The 18,131-nt window shown below is 41.0% G+C and carries 16 protein-coding genes and 1 pseudogene; 7 read left to right on the forward strand and 10 right to left on the reverse strand.

The window, feature by feature from the left end:
• Positions 1–112 (forward strand): annotated as a pseudogene (locus tag ENH88_RS09870) (riboflavin synthase); the annotation flags it as partial.
• A 7-nt stretch (positions 113–119) separates the two neighbouring features.
• Here ENH88_RS09870 and ENH88_RS09875 read toward each other — a convergent pair.
• Positions 120–323 (reverse strand): CPXCG motif-containing cysteine-rich protein, encoded by a 204-nt coding sequence (locus ENH88_RS09875; RefSeq protein ID WP_016709262.1) that lies wholly within the window; start codon positions 321–323, stop codon positions 120–122.
• Between the two features lie 183 nt (positions 324–506).
• A complete protein-coding gene (locus tag ENH88_RS09880) occupies positions 507–1,367 on the reverse strand; it encodes a fructosamine kinase family protein (RefSeq protein ID WP_304182101.1) in 861 nt (286 codons plus the stop codon).
• A 131-nt stretch (positions 1,368–1,498) separates the two neighbouring features.
• Here ENH88_RS09880 and ENH88_RS09885 point away from each other — a divergent pair, with 131 nt between their 5' ends.
• Positions 1,499–2,194, forward strand: coding sequence for a DUF445 domain-containing protein (locus ENH88_RS09885; protein WP_304182102.1), 696 nt, complete (start codon positions 1,499–1,501; stop codon positions 2,192–2,194).
• Between the two features lie 70 nt (positions 2,195–2,264).
• Here the strand turns inward: ENH88_RS09885 and ENH88_RS09890 are convergent, their stop codons facing one another.
• On the reverse strand, positions 2,265–2,633 hold the full coding sequence (locus ENH88_RS09890; protein ID WP_304182103.1) for a DUF3718 domain-containing protein: 369 nt from the start codon (positions 2,631–2,633) through the stop codon (positions 2,265–2,267).
• Between the two features lie 350 nt (positions 2,634–2,983).
• On the opposite strand from ENH88_RS09890, the gene ENH88_RS09895 reads away from it, so the two are divergent.
• The 3 genes from ENH88_RS09895 (at position 2,984) to ENH88_RS09905 (ending at position 6,511) form a co-directional block, all read left to right on the forward strand.
• Positions 2,984–3,769, forward strand: coding sequence for a hypothetical protein (locus ENH88_RS09895; RefSeq protein ID WP_304182104.1), 786 nt, complete (start codon positions 2,984–2,986; stop codon positions 3,767–3,769).
• A 105-nt stretch (positions 3,770–3,874) separates the two neighbouring features.
• The gene (locus tag ENH88_RS09900) at positions 3,875–5,257 is read left to right on the forward strand and encodes an amidohydrolase (protein WP_304182112.1); all 1,383 of its coding nucleotides are present in this window, start codon (positions 3,875–3,877) and stop codon (positions 5,255–5,257) included.
• Positions 5,258–5,269: 12 nt separating this feature from the next.
• The gene (locus tag ENH88_RS09905) at positions 5,270–6,511 is read left to right on the forward strand and encodes an amidohydrolase family protein (RefSeq protein WP_304182105.1); all 1,242 of its coding nucleotides are present in this window, start codon (positions 5,270–5,272) and stop codon (positions 6,509–6,511) included.
• Between the two features lie 137 nt (positions 6,512–6,648).
• On the opposite strand, the gene ENH88_RS09910 is transcribed toward ENH88_RS09905, so the two are convergent.
• Together ENH88_RS09910 and cspD are read right to left on the reverse strand one after the other, a co-directional pair.
• Positions 6,649–8,871 (reverse strand): NADP-dependent isocitrate dehydrogenase, encoded by a 2,223-nt coding sequence (locus ENH88_RS09910; protein ID WP_304182113.1) that lies wholly within the window; start codon positions 8,869–8,871, stop codon positions 6,649–6,651.
• A gap of 458 nt (positions 8,872–9,329) precedes the next feature.
• On the reverse strand, positions 9,330–9,545 hold the full coding sequence (cspD, locus tag ENH88_RS09915) for a cold shock domain-containing protein CspD (protein ID WP_016709271.1): 216 nt from the start codon (positions 9,543–9,545) through the stop codon (positions 9,330–9,332).
• A 209-nt stretch (positions 9,546–9,754) separates the two neighbouring features.
• Between cspD and clpS the strand changes: the two genes are divergently transcribed.
• On the forward strand, positions 9,755–10,063 hold the full coding sequence (clpS, locus tag ENH88_RS09920) for an ATP-dependent Clp protease adapter ClpS (protein ID WP_304182106.1): 309 nt from the start codon (positions 9,755–9,757) through the stop codon (positions 10,061–10,063).
• A 69-nt stretch (positions 10,064–10,132) separates the two neighbouring features.
• A complete protein-coding gene (clpA, locus tag ENH88_RS09925; RefSeq protein ID WP_304182107.1) occupies positions 10,133–12,397 on the forward strand; it encodes an ATP-dependent Clp protease ATP-binding subunit ClpA in 2,265 nt (754 codons plus the stop codon).
• Positions 12,398–12,573: 176 nt separating this feature from the next.
• On the opposite strand, the gene infA is transcribed toward clpA, so the two are convergent.
• From infA to ENH88_RS09950, 5 genes are all read right to left on the reverse strand, one after another.
• Positions 12,574–12,792 (reverse strand): translation initiation factor IF-1, encoded by a 219-nt coding sequence (infA, locus tag ENH88_RS09930; protein ID WP_002962494.1) that lies wholly within the window; start codon positions 12,790–12,792, stop codon positions 12,574–12,576.
• Between the two features lie 90 nt (positions 12,793–12,882).
• Positions 12,883–13,587, reverse strand: a complete 705-nt coding sequence (locus ENH88_RS09935; RefSeq protein WP_304182108.1) for an arginyltransferase — start codon at positions 13,585–13,587, stop codon at positions 12,883–12,885.
• On the reverse strand, positions 13,580–14,296 hold the full coding sequence (gene aat / locus ENH88_RS09940; protein WP_304182109.1) for a leucyl/phenylalanyl-tRNA--protein transferase: 717 nt from the start codon (positions 14,294–14,296) through the stop codon (positions 13,580–13,582). Before aat ends, ENH88_RS09935 begins: the two co-directional genes overlap by 8 nt.
• A 186-nt stretch (positions 14,297–14,482) precedes the next feature.
• Positions 14,483–17,296 carry a bifunctional aconitate hydratase 2/2-methylisocitrate dehydratase gene (locus ENH88_RS09945; protein WP_304182110.1) on the reverse strand — a complete coding sequence of 938 codons (2,814 nt, stop codon included), beginning with the start codon at positions 17,294–17,296 and terminating at the stop codon, positions 14,483–14,485.
• 336 nt (positions 17,297–17,632) lie between these two features.
• On the reverse strand, positions 17,633–18,131 hold a 499-nt coding region (locus ENH88_RS09950; RefSeq protein ID WP_304182111.1), incomplete at its 5' end, for an FAD-dependent oxidoreductase.

Below are 18,131 nucleotides of genomic sequence, written 5' to 3' on the forward strand. Positions count from 1 at the left end.
CAATATTGGTCAGGCATCACTCGGTGATGAGCTAAATATTGAGGTTGATCAACAAACCTATACCATTATTAATACTGTCGAAAACTACTTACGCCAACAGTCATCACAGTAATCTTTAGCTAAAATATTTGCTCGTCATCGCTGTCTATATGTAACTCCACTTTACTATTAGCATAGTCGATATGCATGTTAAAGTGGATTGGGTTACAGCATGCGCTGCAGTCTTCGAAGTAATCTTGATCGCCATCGCTGGCATCAAGGGTAATGTGAATGTGGTGGCCGCAGTGTGGGCAACTGATCCGTTGTGAGAGATGATTTTGCATAAATGATCCAACCTTACAAAGCAGAGCTAATAAAGCATGACTATTTATAGTGTCGGATAAATTGTTATGCTCCACAGAGTTGTACGCAACGCCCGCTATTACTGGGTTTGTGCAATGTTAGGCGATACCTAAATATAGTCTGCTTTAGCCATTTATGACATCAATTTGACAATAAAAATCGCCTTATTTCAGCAGTCGTTCTATTTGTTGTTTAGCTTCAGTAAGATAGTGCCCTGCAAAAATATTGGCGTGATTTAAAATAGGATAGAGCTGGTAAATTAATTTGCGTTGTTCATAGCCTTGGCTAAGTGGATAGTGTTTATTGTAGGCAATGTAAAATGCATCCGGAAGCGGGGCAAATAACTCACTCATAGCAATATCGACTTCCCGATCACCATAATAACAGCTGGGATCAAAGATGCTGGGCACACTGTGAATAAACCCCATATTGCCACGCCAAAAATCGCCATGTAACAATGATGGTTGCACGCTATGACTGTGTAACATGTCTTTTATAAATGCGACAAAGTAATCTTTATCTACCAACTCAATGCCTTTTTCATGCAGTAATTGCAGCTGCCAGCCAATCCGCTCTTCAGCAAAAAATATATTCCATTTTTTATGCCAACGATTGGGCTGAGCGGTAGGGCCAATAAAATTATCGTGATCAAAGCCAAACATGGCCTGACGATGTTTTAGGTGTAGGCAGGCAAGGTGGCTGCCCATAATATGCCAATTACTATGAGGTTGCTGATCCAGTTCAAGCCATTCTAAAACAATAAATGAAAACTCAATACTCGCGCCGGTAGTGATACAATCTGGCACCATAAATAAGCTCTCTTTGATAAGCAGCTGTAAATTGTGGGCTTCGCTTTCAAATCGTTCTAGGTCATTACGATGCGCAACTTTAACAAAGTATTGATGAGTACCATCGCTTATTTGAAATAGTTTATCGCTATTTGGACTTTGCAGTTGGCGTTTACTGGTGTGCTTAAAGTCAAAATGCATAGCTTGGCTGATTTGTTCGTTAACCGTATTCCACATAGCATTGTTCACCTTTTATACAGATAACTAAACTATGGCAAAAAGTAGTTAAATAAACAAACTCTTGAGAGTAAAATTCATGTTTTAGCAGTGCATGCTCAGCTTTATACAATAACCCAACTGGAGGAAGAATGAATAAAAGCCTTGTTACTAATGTGATTGCGGGAGTTTTAGTGGTTACTGGTTTTTTATTTAACCAAGCAATTGTGCTGTCAATCGGCTTATTTGCACTTTCTGGTGCGGTGACTAATTTACTTGCGGTGCATATGTTATTTGAAAAAGTGCCCTTATTGTATGGCTCCGGTGTGATCCAATTGAAATTTGCAGGGTTTAAAGTCGCGATTAAAAATCTTATTTTAACTGAGTTCTTTTCAGAGCAAAAAATATCGCAATTACTCGGCAATAAAGCCATGGATATTGATTTGCAACCAGTGATCAGCGAAGTGGACTTAAACCCCGCATTTGACACGCTTTTAGATGTGATAGAACACTCTCAATTTGGCAGTATGTTAGCCATGTTTGGTGGCAGCGCTGCGGTGGAGCCAATGCGTGAATCTTTTATAGAAAAAATGCGTGATTCACTCATTGCCATGAGCCAAACTGATGAATTTAAGACGCTAGTCAATAGCAAGCTTACCCAGACCAGTCTGGCAAGTGATTCACTGTTTACAACGGTGTCAGGTCTAGTCGATGAGCGTTTAGATGAACTGACGCCAAAAATGGTGAAGGATATTATACAAACCATGATCAGAGAGCATTTAGGATGGCTTGTGGTATGGGGTGGTGTGTTTGGTGGTTTATTTGGTCTTGTGGCGGCAATCATTTAATTTATTTTTAGGTCGCTAATTTAAGCTGGCCAACTACTCGCCAGCTTAAATTAATCGTATTTTTAGCATATTATTTAGAACCTGCAACAACCATAATAGTTTGTTGGTTTAATTTCGCTAAGTCTTGAATTGAAGTATCAATAGTGGTTTCAATGCCCAAGTACTTTGCCGTTTTATCAAAACCGTAAGTACCAGCAAATTTTGCTATGTTCATGTTGTTACAGTGTAGTTTATCGGCCGTGGTGTTTTTATTAATACGTAAATCTTTCATTGTTGCATAAAGTTGCAATGGTTTATTTGATACCACGGCCATACAAAGCTGTGTGCCTGGGCTGTTATCAGCCGCTACAAATTGTGCTGCCTCTGTATTGGTTGTAGTCAATGCCGCAGTGCCTAAAAGTAATGTTGTACAAAGTGTCGTCGTTAAAGTATTCATCATCATTCTCCAGTGGTTTGGGGGTGTTGTCCTGTTGACGAATTCATTATTAGCTATATTTTTAATTAAAGCTGTAAATCAAAATCGACAAGATGTAACACTGTATGTGAATGTGTCATTTTAAATTTAACTAATTGATAATTAATGAATTGATATGTGTATTTTGACATATTTAAAGATATTTATTTTTCACTTTTTTCATTGATTTTGGTTGTTTTTCAATCTGTTTTCATTGGTTTTACATGCTATTTACTTTAGAGTAAATACACTTTGTGCTGCTGCATTGCTGACATATTTTTTAACCCTGTTATGATCGCCTTGATTATAAACATACCTGTCTATTAGGAGACTCTGTGAGTAAAACATTGGCGAGTTATTATCAGCAAGCTTACGCCTGTGAACAGCATAATTTTAATCGTTGCTTTTATTGTGGCTGTGAAGCGACTGAGCGCGATCATTGCCCGCCATTACATATGCTACAAAGCATTATTGATTTAGGTGAAGAGGCCGAGTTTATAAGTATTCCAGCCTGTTATGAGTGTCATGCGATATTACATAACGAGCGTTTAATGACCATTGATGAACGCTTTACGAAATTAAAAAACAAACTTGGTAGTAAATACGCAAAACCATTACGCGTTTACAACATGTGGCATGAGAATGAACTTAGCGATATGAGTGATGAGTTTGCGCATAGTATTAAAGCAGGCATGGTATTGGGTAAAGAAGCCGCAGAGCGTTTAGCGTTTAGTGGTTTTAGCTATGCAACAGAAGAAGCGAAAGTAACAGTACGTGAAAAAACCGCTGAGTTTGATGTTGAAGGCGTCATTTTTACTGACTTTAAAGAAGCATTAAATCATTGTATTGGTGTATTAAAAGTACAAAAAAGTGATTTTTACAAAATATTAGTAGAAGATTATCAAGGTGATTTTAATAAAGCGCTGAGTCAGTATCGTCATCGTCACGATAAAGTAACAGCAGCGAAAGACGGTAATTGTTTAATTAAAGACTTTGCAAAATTGCATAAACAAAATTCAGATTTTGTAACGCGTACTGTTAAGCACTTTATTACTAAAGATCCCAGTCTAACTACTGAAGCGGCACTAGAACAGTTATATAACAATTATATTAAGAAATAACCTAGTAAATTACGTTCATCTCGTATAAATGCAGATTTGGCTTATTTTTTAGCTTTATAGAATGTATTTATATACAGTAACAAAAAAATAACAGGGATTAACATGATGCAAAAATTTGCTCCATCATTGTTGGTTGTTGCTCTTGGCGTCGCTTTAGCGGGTTGCCAGGATAATGGCCCGCAAGACGAAAAAGTAACAATTAATAAAAACCCGTACCCAAGTACCTATAAAGCACTTAAATCAACGACAACCTTGATCACTAATGCAACCGTTTTAACGGGCACTGGCGAGCGTTTAGAAGAAGCTGATGTATTGCTCGTAGATGGTAAAGTGCAACAAGTGGGTAAAGACCTAAGTGCGCAAGCTGATTTGACTATAGATGCGCAAGGCAAATGGGTAACACCAGGGTTAATAGATGTGCATTCACACTTAGGTGCTTATCCAAGTCCGTCAGTAGAATCTCACCAAGATGGTAATGAGATGACCAGCCCAAACACTGCCGAAGTATGGGTTGAGCACTCTGTTTGGCCACAAGACCCAGGTTTTAATCGCGCTCGCGAAGGTGGCATCACGTCATTACAAATTTTACCTGGTTCAGCGAATTTATTTGGTGGCCGTGGGGTTACTTTAAAAAATGTCCCATCGCACACTATGCAAGGTATGAAATTTCCTGATGCACCGTACGGCTTAAAAATGGCGTGTGGTGAAAACCCGAAACGCGTTTATGGGCGTAAAGGCGTATTACCATCAACCCGTATGGGTAATGTGGCTGGCTATCGCACAGCTTGGATTGGCGCTGCAGAATATAAGCGTGAATGGGATAAATACGACGCTGACTATGCAGCAGGTAAAAACCCAGCAGTACCACATCGCGATATTAAGTACGATACATTACGTGGTGTCTTAGAAGGCGAAGTAATGATCCACAATCATTGCTATAAAGCTGAAGAAATGGCAGTGATGATCGACCTGTCAAAAGAGTTTGGTTATCACGCCGGTACTTTCCATCACGGTATTGAAGCATATAAAATTGCCGATTTACTCGCTGAAAATGGTTCATGTGCTGCGCTTTGGCCTGATTGGTGGGGCTTTAAAATGGAAGCCTATGACATGGTACAAGAAAACGTAGCGATTGTTGATGCGGTGAAAAACTCTTGTGCTGTTGTTCACTCTGATTCTGATACCACTATCCAGCGCTTAAACCAAGAAGCCGGCAAAGTAATGTACCGCGCCAACGACAATGGTTTTAATATCTCAGAACAGCATGCGATTAAATGGATCACCTCAAATGCTGCAAAATCGCTGGGTATCGCTGATAAAACCGGTTCACTCGAAGCAGGTAAACAAGGCGATGTGGTAATTTGGAATCAAAGCCCATTTAGTGTTTATGCTAAAGCTGAGCAAGTATTTGTAGATGGTGCAAAAGTGTATGATCGCTACGATGAAACATTCCAAGCGCAAAGCGATTTTATGTTAGGTCAAAAATAAGGAGTAACTAGGATGACAAAATTAACACATTCATTTTCGCTCTCGCTAGTTGCTGCTGGTTTGTTAGCAAGTACTGCGGTGAACGCCCAATCTGTGGCGATCATCAATGCTACTGTGCATACTTCAACTGAGCAAGGTATTTTACAAGGCGCTAGCATTATTATGGATGAAGGCAAAATTACCGCCATTAATCCTACTAAAGTTGCAGCGGATACGATTATTGATGCCAAAGGGCAAATTGTCACTGCAGGCTTTATTGGTAGCATGAATCAATTAGGTCTAGTTGAAGTGGGCGCCGTTGCAGGCTCTCGTGATGGTGGTGATGATAAAGCAGGGATCGATTTTGATCCAAGCCTAGCATTTAATGCCCATTCAAGCTTGATCCCATACGCACGCAAAGGCGGTATTACCCGTGATGTGATCACCCCTCATGGCGGAGAAAGCATTTTTGCAGGCCTTGCCAGCGTCGTTGATTTAAGCGGTGAGTTTGACAGTGTAAAGCAAACACAAGTTGCGCTGGTGGTGCATTTAGGCGAGAAGAGCAAAGGCTCTCGTGCTATGTCACTGAAAAACCTTGTTGATAAGCTTGAAGCGCAGCAACAAAAAAACAACAAGAAAGATAAAAAAGACGATGCTACACCAAGTACTGAAGATAAAGTACTGACTAAAGTGTTAGCGGGTGACATGCCACTGCTAGTTACCGCTTCACGTGCCGCTGACATTATTGAGCTAATCAAACTTAAACAGCAGTTTTCAGTTAATTTAGTGATTGCAGGCGCTCAAGATGCCGTGGTTGTGAAAGAGCAGTTAGCACAAGCAAATGTTCCTGTTATTGTCAGCGCGATGGAAAGTTTACCAGGTAGTTTTGATTCGCTGCATGCGAGTTTAGACAATGCTGGCAAACTTGAAAAAGCAGGCGTGAAGGTATTGTTATCAATCGCGGGTGATGCCAGTCACAATGTTTACCAATTACGTTTTGATGCGGGTAATGCGGTATCTTATGGTATGACGCAACAAGGTGCATTAAAAGCGATCACCGCGAACATTGCCGATGTGTTTGGTATTAATGCCGGCAGTGTGGCGGTAGGTAAAGCCGCTGACTTAGTGATGTGGAATGATGACCCGTTTGATTTTACTAGTCACGTAACTAAAATGTTTATTAACGGCGAAGAGGTTTCAACCGAAGCACGCCAAGATAAACTCCGCAAACGTTATACTACTGACTCAGATATGCCGCGCGCATACACTAAGTAATCAGCTCCAAGGTAAGTAACTTGAACAATTGAAAAGACCGCATTTGCGGTCTTTTTGCTTTTGTGTCAGTGAAGATTAAAAGCCACAAAAAAGGCGCTCACTGTAACAGTGAGCGCCTTTTAAATTTAAATCGATACTTAGACTAGTTTAGCTAAGATATCATTAAATGTGGTGCTAGGGCGCATTGCTTTAAATGCTGCATCATCATTTGGTTGGAAATAACCACCGATGTTTACAGCTGGACCCTGTGCATCGTTAAGCTCGCTAACGATTTGCTCTTTGTTGCTTTCTAAATCACTGGCGATCTGCGTGAACTGTGCTTTTAATTCACTGTCGTCGTTTTGCTTAGCAAGCTCTTGCGCCCAGAATAAAGATAAGAAGAAATGAGAACCACGGTTATCAATTTCTTTTACTTTACGCGACGGTGATTTATTTTCAGCAAGGAAAGTACCGGTTGCTTTATCAAGTGTGTCAGCAAGTACTTGTGCTTTGTTGTTACCTGTAGTCACGCTTAGGTGCTCAAGTGACGCAGCAAGTGCTAAGAACTCACCTAAAGAATCCCAACGTAAGTGATTTTCTTTTTCAAATTGTTGTACGTGCTTAGGAGCTGAACCGCCTGCGCCAGTTTCGAATAAGCCACCGCCATTCATAAGCGGTACAATTGATAGCATTTTAGCACTCGTACCAAGCTCAAGAATTGGGAATAAATCAGTTAGGTAATCACGTAATACGTTACCCGTTACTGAAATTGTGTCTTTACCTTCTTTAATACGCGCAAGTGAGAACAGAGTTGCTTCAAGCGGTGCTAAAATTTGGATATCAAGGCCCGATGTATCGTGGTTTGGTAAATACGCATTCACTTTTTTGATTAACTGTGCATCGTGGGCACGGTTTTCGTCAAGCCAGAAAATAGCAGGGTTACCAGTCGCACGTGCACGGTTTACCGCTAATTTTACCCAATCTTGGATTGGTGCATCTTTAACTTGGCACATGCGCCAGATATCGCCTTGCTCAACACTGTGTTGTAGCAATACGTTGTCAGCACTATCAACAACACGAATTACACCGTTTGCAGGTGCTTCAAATGTTTTGTCATGTGAACCATATTCTTCCGCTTTTTGTGCCATTAGGCCAACGTTAGGTACGCTACCCATAGTGGTTGGATCAAATGCACCGTGTTCTTTACAGAAGTCGATAGTTGCTTGGTAAACGCCAGAGTAACAACGATCAGGAATGACAAAGCTGGTATCTTGTAATTTACCTTCACTGTTCCACATTTGACCGCTTGAACGAATGGCTGCAGGCATAGAGGCATCGATGATCACATCACTTGGTACGTGTAAGTTAGTGATACCACGATCAGAATCAACCATTGCAATTGCAGGGCGTGTTGCATAAACCGCGTCAATATCAGCTTCGATTTCAGCGCGTTTAGCGTCATCTAAGGTTTGAATTTTAGCGTAAACATCACCAAGACCATTATTAACATCGACACCTAGCTCAGCGAATAATTCACCGTGCTTAGCAAAAACGTCTTGATAGAATACTTTTACCGCATGACCAAAGATGATTGGATCAGATACTTTCATCATGGTTGCTTTCATGTGTAATGAAAACAAAATGCCTTTTTCTTTAGCAGCGTCGATTTCAGCAGCTAAGAAAGCTTGTAACTTTTTAACACTGATTGAAGATGCATCAATCACTTCACCTGCTAGTAGTGGCGTGCTTGCTTTAAGCACGGTCACATCACCATTTTCAGCAACGTGCTCAATACGTACATCAGTGGCGGCATCAAGGGTGACTGATAGCTCAGAGCCGAAGAAATCGCCTTCGCTCATGCTCGCTACGTTTGAAGCCGAATCTTTGCTCCACGCGCCCATTGAATGTGGGTTGTTACGTGCATATTCTTTTACAGAGCCTGGCGCACGACGATCAGAGTTACCTTCACGTAATACTGGGTTTACTGCGCTACCTTTGATTTTGTCGTAAGTGGCTTGAATTGCTTTTTCTTCATCTGTTTTAGGTTCAGCAGGGTAGTCTGGCAGTGCGTAACCTTTTTCTTGTAATTCTTTGATAACAGCACGTAATTGTGGCACTGATGCACTGATATTTGGCAGTTTAATGATGTTTGCTTCAGGTGTTTTAGCCAGCTCGCCTAACTCAGCAAGGGCATCACCAATGCGTTGTTCTTGCGTTAAATACTCAGGGAAGTTAGCAATAACACGACCCGCTAAAGAGATGTCACGTGTTTCAACTTCAACGCCAGCGGCATTGGTGTATGCTTGGATGATCGGCAGCAAAGAGTAAGTTGCTAGTGCCGGAGCTTCGTCTGTTTTAGTGTAGATAATTTTTGATGTCATCATCATTCCTAGATAGTAGGCATAAGAGCCATATTCAACAATGCAAAGAATATCATCGCCAGCATGCGTGCACGCCATGACAATGATCAGTCTGTTAGGTGTTAATACTGTTGATTCAATAATCACACCTGACGAACTGTATTAAATTTATGTTATTTGCAGGCTAAGTAAATTAGCCATTAGCCTAATTTTACCGCTTAAAGGGCCGTTGCTAGCTAATTTTAAGCACAAAGAGTGTAACAAGCTTGGCACAAAAGGGCTAATAACAAATATAACATTTACAAGATTGGGGTATTAAAAAAGAATTTCAAGAGCAAGGACAGTTTTTGTTCATACTGAACATTTAATTGATAACAAAAAGTTGAGGGTATTGGTGAATGCACTACAAAGTAGTAATTAGCAAAGGAATTAAGCGAGGATCTTTACAGGTCGCTCGCTTTAGTCGAACCTCTAAACAACTACACTAAGTCTTCGTTAGGAGCTATGTTAGTCGCATGCATGCCTTTAGGGCCTTGCTGCAATTCGAATGTTACATCTTGACCAGCTTTAAGTGTTTTATAACCGTCCATCACAATCGTTGAGTAATGGGCGAATATATCATTCTCGCAGCCGTCTTCTACGATGAAACCAAAACCTTTGGCATTATTGAACCATTTGACTTTACCACAAGCCATACTTCTACATCCTTCTATAAGTTGACTAATTTAGTTATTCTAAACCGTATAGTTTGATAGACTGACTAAGGTTTAATCAATCTACAATTGACTGTAGTTTATTTCGCCGATCAGTCAAGTGTTTTAAACTATTTTTTAACATTTAATTTATTTTTTTATTCAAGTTTGCTTGAGTTCCAAAGACAAGACTATATTTAATTATGAGTGGCATGAAAGATTCAGGTGTTTTAGACACAGTTCGCGATAGTGAGAAGCAAAAACTGCAACCACCGCGAAAATACAAAGTCATTTTAAATAATGATGATTACACGCCTATGGACTTTGTGATAGAAGTACTAACGACGTTTTTTAATATGGATAGCGATAGAGCAACAGATGTGATGCTGCAAGTTCATCAAAATGGTCGCGCAATATGTGGCGTTTATAGCGCCGATGTAGCGTATACCAAAGTTGAACAAGTTAACCGTTATGCGCGGGATAATCAGCATCCACTGCTATGTAGTTGTGAGCAGGAATAATACCAAGGTAGGGTGATCAAAATACCCATCACAACGGTATATATATTTTATCTCAGTAAGGGGTTGCTAATGCTAAACAAAGATTTAGAACTAACTTTAAACGCAGCGTTTCGTGAAGCGCGTACACGTCGTCATGAATTTATGACTGTAGAGCACTTATTACTCGCGCTACTAGACAATCCATCGGCTGGAGAAGCACTGCATGCCTGTGGGATTGATATGGCAGCACTAAAAGCTGAGTTATCAGAATTTATAAATGAAACCACTCCAGTCATTCCTGATTTAGAAGAAGAACGCGAAACACAACCAACTCTCGGTTTTCAGCGGGTATTACAACGTGCCGTATTTCATGTGCAATCATCTGGCAAAAATGAAGTAACTGGCGTTAATGTACTGGTGGCTATTTTTTCAGAGCAAGAAAGCCAAGCGGTTTACTTGCTGAAAAAAGCTGATATCTCACGATTAGATATTGTGAATTTTATCTCGCACGGTATTTCTAAAGCAGACGATGACATGGGCGGTGAAGATGCTGATGACATCCATGAAGAAGTACAAGCAGTACAAGGCGAAGAGCCAAGTAAATTAGAAAACTTTACCTCTAATTTGAATGTGCTCGCCCGTGAAGGGAATATCGACCCATTGGTGGGCCGTGATAGTGAAGTTGAGCGTACGGTGCAAGTATTGTGTCGGCGTAAAAAGAATAACCCGTTATTAGTTGGTGAAGCAGGGGTGGGTAAAACCGCCATTGCTGAAGGCTTAGCGTATCGTATTGTGCATGAACAAGTACCCGACGTGATTGCCGATGCTGTGGTGTACTCGTTAGACATGGGCGCGTTGCTTGCAGGCACTAAGTACCGTGGCGATTTTGAAAAACGCTTTAAAGCCTTACTAAAAGAGCTTCAGGCGAAACCAGGCGCGATTTTATTTATTGATGAGATCCATACCATAATTGGTGCCGGTGCAGCCTCTGGTGGCGTTATGGACGCCTCTAACTTACTTAAACCACTGTTATCAAGTGGCAAGTTACGTTGCATGGGTTCAACAACCTATAACGAGTATAAAAATATCTTTGAAAAAGACCGTGCCTTAGTGCGTCGTTTTCAAAAAATTGATGTACTTGAGCCAAGTGTGGCTGATACCACCAAAATTCTTAATGGCTTAAAAGAGCGTTATGAAGAGCACCATGGTATTCGCTATACACAAAAAGCGTTAAAAGCGGCAGCGGAGCTCAGTGCTAAGTACATTAATGAGCGTCACTTACCGGATAAAGCCATTGATGTGATTGACGAAGCGGGTGCCAGTCAACGATTACAACCGATTTCGAAACGCAAAAAAACCATTGGTGTGGCAGATATCGAATTGATAGTGGCGAAAATGGCGCGTATTCCGCAGCAAAGTGTGTCATCGAGCGATAAAGAGACCCTTAAAAATCTTGATCGTAATTTGAAGATGTTGGTATTTGGTCAAGATCAATCAATCGATGCACTAACCTCGGCCATTCGCTTATCGCGTTCAGGCTTATCAAATGAAGATAAACCAGTCGGTTCGTTCTTGTTTGCAGGGCCAACCGGTGTCGGTAAAACTGAGGTGACTAAACAGCTTGCAAAATGCATGGGCGTTGAGTTTATCCGTTTTGATATGTCTGAGTATGTTGAGCGACACGCGGTGAGCCGTTTAATTGGTGCGCCTCCAGGCTATGTTGGTTTTGAACAAGGCGGCTTGCTAACGGAAGCGGTGATCAAAAATCCACATTCGGTTGTATTATTGGATGAGATTGAGAAAGCCCACTCTGATATCTACAATATTTTATTGCAGGTAATGGATCACGGCACGCTGACCGATAATAACGGCCGTAAAGCGGACTTTAGAAACGTGGTGGTGGTGATGACCACTAACGCGGGTGTACAAGAGACCGTTCGTAAGTCGATTGGTTTTACTGATCAAGATCATTCTCATGATGCGATGAGTGAAATTAATAAAGTATTTTCGCCAGAGTTTAGAAACCGTCTAGATAACATCATTTGGTTTAATCACCTTGATCGTGATGTAACTTTACTGGTGGTTGATAAATTTATTGTTGAGCTACAAGCACAGCTGGATAAAAAGTCAGTTAACCTTGAGCTTACTAATAAAGCGCGAGAATGGTTGGCAGATAAAGGCTACGATAAAGCTATGGGCGCACGTCCAATGGGCCGCGTGATCCAAGAGCAATTGAAAAAGCCGCTGGCTAACGAGATCTTATTTGGGCAACTTATCGACGGTGGCACAGTGAAAGTGTCTATCAAAGATAAGAAATTATGTTTTGATTATGAAACGAATTTAACGCCTGCATAATCGCAGCGTTAAATAGAAAACAAAAAGCCCAGCAATTGCTGGGCTTTTTGTTTATTAAATGTAATTGTTAGTTTAGCTATCAATTACATTTAATAAACGCTTCAAGCTAGTGTAGAAAGTAACTAAGTTACTCAGACAACTTAGCTAAAAACTTGATATTTCGTTAACGCACTAACTTAGCGAGCACGGAATACGATGCGACCTTTTGATAAATCGTATGGGGTCATTTCTACGGTAACTTTATCGCCGGTTAGAATGCGGATATAGTTTTTACGCATTTTACCTGAAATGTGAGCCACAACTACGTGACCATTTTCAAGCTCAACTCGGAACATTGTATTTGGTAAAGTATCAAGGACCGTCCCTTGCATTTCGATTACGTCTTCTTTCGCCATGTTTAGCGTAACACCTCTTTAATAGTTAAACGATGCAGATTCTGCCGAAAATACTGCAATAAGTAAAGCCACAGCAGGCTTTTTTGCAAATTAAATAGCCAACCACTGCTCTGCAACCCTATTTTGGGCTGGTAAAAACTGAGTTTTATAGCGCATTTTTGCACATTCATCTATTTGGTAGCCTAAATAGACAAATTCTTTATCGTATTGCTTGGCAAATTTGAGCTGCTCTAAAATCATAACAGTGCCGACACTGTAGTGCTCATAATCAGGGTCAAAAAAACTATAAATAGCGGAAACAGCCTTGTGCATACAATCAGTTACCGCCACAGCAACGAGTTTTTCTTGATCCCATAACTCAATAAAAGTAATGGGTAACCAGTGACAAAATATAAAGCTGTTGAACTGATTTTGCTCGGGTGGGAACATCGAGCCATCTTGATGGCGCTCGGTAATGTATTTACTGTACAACGGGAAGTATTCGGGGCGCTGTTGATCTGAGTATTTCACGCGAAAGGTATTTTTTGCTTTATTAAGTTTACGTTTTTGTGATTTTGTCGGCAAAAATGCCTGAGCTAATACACGTACAGACTTACATGCGCTGCAAGCTGGGCAGTGTGGGCGGTATATTTGGTCGCCACTGCGGCGAAAACCAAGCGCCAGTAACTGCTCAAATTTATTTGGAGTGTAACAACTTGGATCCAAAATGACTAATAATTGCTCTTGGCGATCGGCAAGGTAGCTACAATCAAATTGTTGGCTTAATCCTAAACGAGCAGGTAAATGTTCAGTCATAAATTGCGATAAGCTCCTGAGGTTGCCACATTGTTGTTGGCATAATAAAATTTTCTGCTGCTTTAAGCTTAGTTAAAAATTCTGAGCGTGGTAGCACTTTTTCACCTAAAGTAACTAAATAAGGGTTCTCAAGCTGGCAATCTATAAAATGCGCCTGATGGCGTTTTAACCAATTAACCAGTGCCCACATGGCTAATTTTGAACAGTTTGCTTGATGATGAAACATTGATTCACCACAAAATACACCGTGTTGCATAATGCCGTATAAGCCACCGACCAGTTTATCGTCTGACCAAACTTCTACGCTATGAGCGAGGCCCGATCTATGTGCATCTTCATAGGCATTGAGCATTTTTTTGGTGATCCAAGTACCATCGGTTGCTAAGCGTTGTTGGCGACAGGCTGCAATCACTTGTGTAAACGCTGTATTGATTGTAACTGTAACTGGATTCTTTTTTAAATGTTTACGTAGACTTCGGCTGACATGAAACTCATCTAGCTCGATAATGCCGCGCTCACTGGGTGACCACCACATAATAGGTTCGTATTCGCTAAACCAGGGGAAAATACCTTGCCCATACGCGTTTTTTAACCGCGTTATGGATAAACAGCCACCAATAGCAAGTAAACCATCAGGATCATCTAATGCGTGAGTTGGATCAGGAAAAATGAAATGGTTTTTAGAAAGCTGATAGAGTTGTTTAGTCATAACACCGATTTAGTAACTGAAAGATCAGATGAAAAGTGTAACCTGTTGCTTTAAATTCACAAACAACAAATATGAAGAGTATACAGGACATAGCGCTGTACAGGGCGTGCATTCTAACGCAATGTTTCTGATAGGCAAAAAAAAGCGCGTTGAAAACGCGCTTTTAATTAGTGTCAATTCGGCGAATTAGCTAACCACTTTTACGGGTACTGCTTGACCTGCGTTGAACTTAGTTGTCATCGCTTCTGCAACAGGTACAAACGATGTAAGGTCAATCCCTTCAACTGCAGACTTATACTCTTCGATAGTCGGGAAACGACCAAGCACAGAAGAAAGTACTACAACTGGCGTTGAACCCAGTAGTGACTCACCTTTTTTCTCAGATGTATCGGCTACTACACGGCCTTGAAACAGACGTGTTGACGTTGCGATAACAGTGTCACCAGGTTCAGCTTTTTCTTGGTTACCCATACATAGGTTACAACCAGGGCGTTCTAGGTATAAGATATTTTCATACTTAGTACGTGCAGCCGTTTTTGGTTTTGCATCGTCAAATTCAAACCCTGCGTATTTAGCAAGGATATCCCAATCGCCTTCCGCTTTAAGCTCATCAACAATGTTATATGTTGGTGGCGCAACTACCAATGGCGCTTTGAATGAGATAGAACCGTTTTTCTTCTCAAGGTTACGTAGCATGTGAGCAATAATTTTCATATCGCCTTTGTGCACCATACACGAACCAACAAAAGCTAAATCAACAGGCTTGTCGTTGTAAAAAGAAACAGGGCGGATCACATCGTGAGTATAACGCTTAGAAACATCATCGTTATTTACGTCTGGATCGGCAATCATTGGCTCAACGATTTGGTCTAAGTCAACCACAACTTCTGCGTGGTATTTAGCGTTGTCATCTGGAGAAAGTGCTGGCTCTTCACCAGATTGAATACCTGCAATACGTTTGTCAGCTAAGTCGATTAGACCTTGTAGCGTTTGCGCTTCGTTATCCATACCTTTGTTGATCATGATTTGGATACGTGATTTAGCAAGTTCAATTGACTTAATTAGCGTTTCATCATTTGAAATACAGATTGACGCTTTCGCTTTCATTTCTGCAGTCCAGTCAGTGAAGGTAAACGCTTGGTCAGCCATTAGAGTACCAATATGAACTTCAATGATACGACCTTGGAACACGTTTTCGCCGCCAAATTGCTTAAGCATTTGCGCTTGCGTTGCATGTACAACATCGCGGAAATCCATGTGCTTAGCCATTTTGCCTTTAAACGTTACTTTAACTGAATCAGGAATTGGCATCGCTGATTCGCCGGTTGCAAGTGCAACAGCAACAGTACCTGAATCGGCACCAAAGGCAACGCCTTTAGACATACGGGTATGCGAGTCACCACCGATGATGATAGCGCGGTCATCAATGGTAATGTCGTTCAATACTTTGTGGATTACGTCAGTCATTGCATGATAAACGCCTTTCGGATCACGTGCTGTGATCAAACCAAACTTATTCATGAACGCCATTAGTTTTGGAATATTCGCTTGTGCTTTGCTATCCCATACTGATGCAGTGTGACAACCAGACTGATAGGCACCATCAACAAGAGGTGAAATCGTAGAAGCAGCCATCGCTTCTAATTCTTGTGCTGTCATTGGCCCGGTTGTATCTTGCGAACCAACGATGTTCACTCTAACGCGCACATTTGAGCCTGCATGAAGTGGCGTATCTGATAGTACACCTACTGCATTACGGTTAAAGATTTTTTCAACCGCTGTTAAACCTTGGCCTTCATGTGAAATCTCTTTTGAAGGGGCATACACAAGTGGGGTTTCAATGCCGAGAGTTTCAGCCGCAAACGTTTGTAGTTTCTTACCAAATACTACAGCGTAAGAACCACCGGCTCTCATGAATTCAACTTTTTGTGGGGTGAATGCTGACGATACATCAACCAGTTCTTTATCACCGTTATAAAGCTTTTTCTCTTTTGTATTGATTGTTAACACAGTACCTGTGGCAACAGAGTACGCTTCTTCAAGCACAGCATCACCATTTTCATCAGTAACCGTGTTACCGTTGGCATCTACTTTTTTCACCCAGTTTTTAAGGTCAAGACCAATACCGCCTGTAACATCAACCGTTGTTAAGAAGATAGGCGCAATACCATTAGTCCCTGCAACAACCGGTGCAATATTGATGAAAGGCACGTATGGACTTGCTTGTTTACCAGCCCAAAGTGCTACGTTATTCACACCAGACATACGTGATGAGCCTACGCCCATGGTGCCTTTTTCAGCAATCAGCATTACTTTAGCGTTAGGGTGTTTCTTTTGAAGTTCAACAATTTCTTGTTGCGCTTCTTCAGTGATCATGCACTTACCGTGTAATTCACGGTCAGCACGTGAATGTGCTTGGTTACCTGGAGACAGTAAATCAGTTGAGATGTCGCCTTCACCGGCAATATAGGTTACTACATCGATTGTTTCTTCGATGTCAGGTAATTTTGTGAAGAATTCAGCTTTTGAGAAACTCTCTAGTAACTCTTTTGCAATAGCGTTACCCGCTTCGTATGCCGCTTTTATGCGCGCCATATCTGCATCATACAAGAATACTTGAGTCTTAAGTACTTCAGCAGCTTGTGCTGCGATTTTTGCGTCATCAGCAAATGCTAAATCAATTAGCATTTCAATTGACGGGCCGCCTTTCATGTGTGAAAGCAGTTCAAATGCAAACTCAGGAGTGATCTCTGCAACTTGCTCTTCACCCAAAATAATTTCTTTTAAAAACTGTGCTTTAACGCCCGCAGCACTGGTTGTTCCTGGTAAGGTATTAAAGATAAAGAAATGCAGTGAATCTTTACGGTGCTCGTTATTAGTATCTTTAATTTGATTAATGATTTCTGATACTAGTTCAGCGCTATCGATTGGTTGTGGGTTTAATCCAAGCTCCGTTTTACGGGTTTGGATTTCTTCCATATATTTTGTATACAAACTCATAGAAAACTCTCGGTATTTTACTTGATATGAAGTTAAGCATTTTAACTGATTTTACAGCCTCTAGTAATGCCTAAATGAATAAAGCTTTTGTGCCTGACTATAATTATAGCTAGTTTTACTTACTATACTTTGACGATATTCATTGCTCGGACTTAGATCCTATCGCACCTAAGCCATTAATTGTATAAATATGATTGATTTCGAGTATAAGTGTGGTGAATGTTGGTGCGAGTGCAATGAGTACTTTTCGGCGTTGGGTGAGCCTTTACCATTGAATTAATCTTTGCCCACAAAAAAGGGCTGAAAATTCAGCCCATTATACAAGTATATATAAATTTATAGGTTATCTAAGAAACGCTCTGCATCAAGGGCAGCCATACAGCCAGTGCCAGCTGAAGTGATTGCTTGGCGGTAGATATGATCAGACACATCACCTGCTGCAAAAACGCCTGGCACGCTAGTTTGTGTTGCATTGCCGTTTAGGCCTGACTCAACCACTAAGTAGCCGTCTTTCATTTCAAGTTGGCCAACAAACATATCAGTATTTGGTTTATGACCAATGGCAATAAATACGCCCGCTAAATCAATTTCTTCAGTTGCTTCTGAGTTTGCATCTTTAATACGAACACCGGTAACACCCATTTGGTCACCCAGTACTTCATCAAGCGTACGGTTATAATGCATGACTACGTTACCGTTTGCGGCTTTTTCAGCGAGGCGATCGGCTAAGATTTTTTCACTGCGGAAGCTATCACGGCGGTGAATTACGTGAACTTCATCAGCAATGTTTGATAAATAAAGTGCTTCTTCAACAGCGGTATTACCACCACCAACA

Source organism: Pseudoalteromonas prydzensis (assembly GCF_011050055.1).
Taxonomy (GTDB): Bacteria; Pseudomonadota; Gammaproteobacteria; order Enterobacterales; family Alteromonadaceae; genus Pseudoalteromonas; species Pseudoalteromonas prydzensis_A.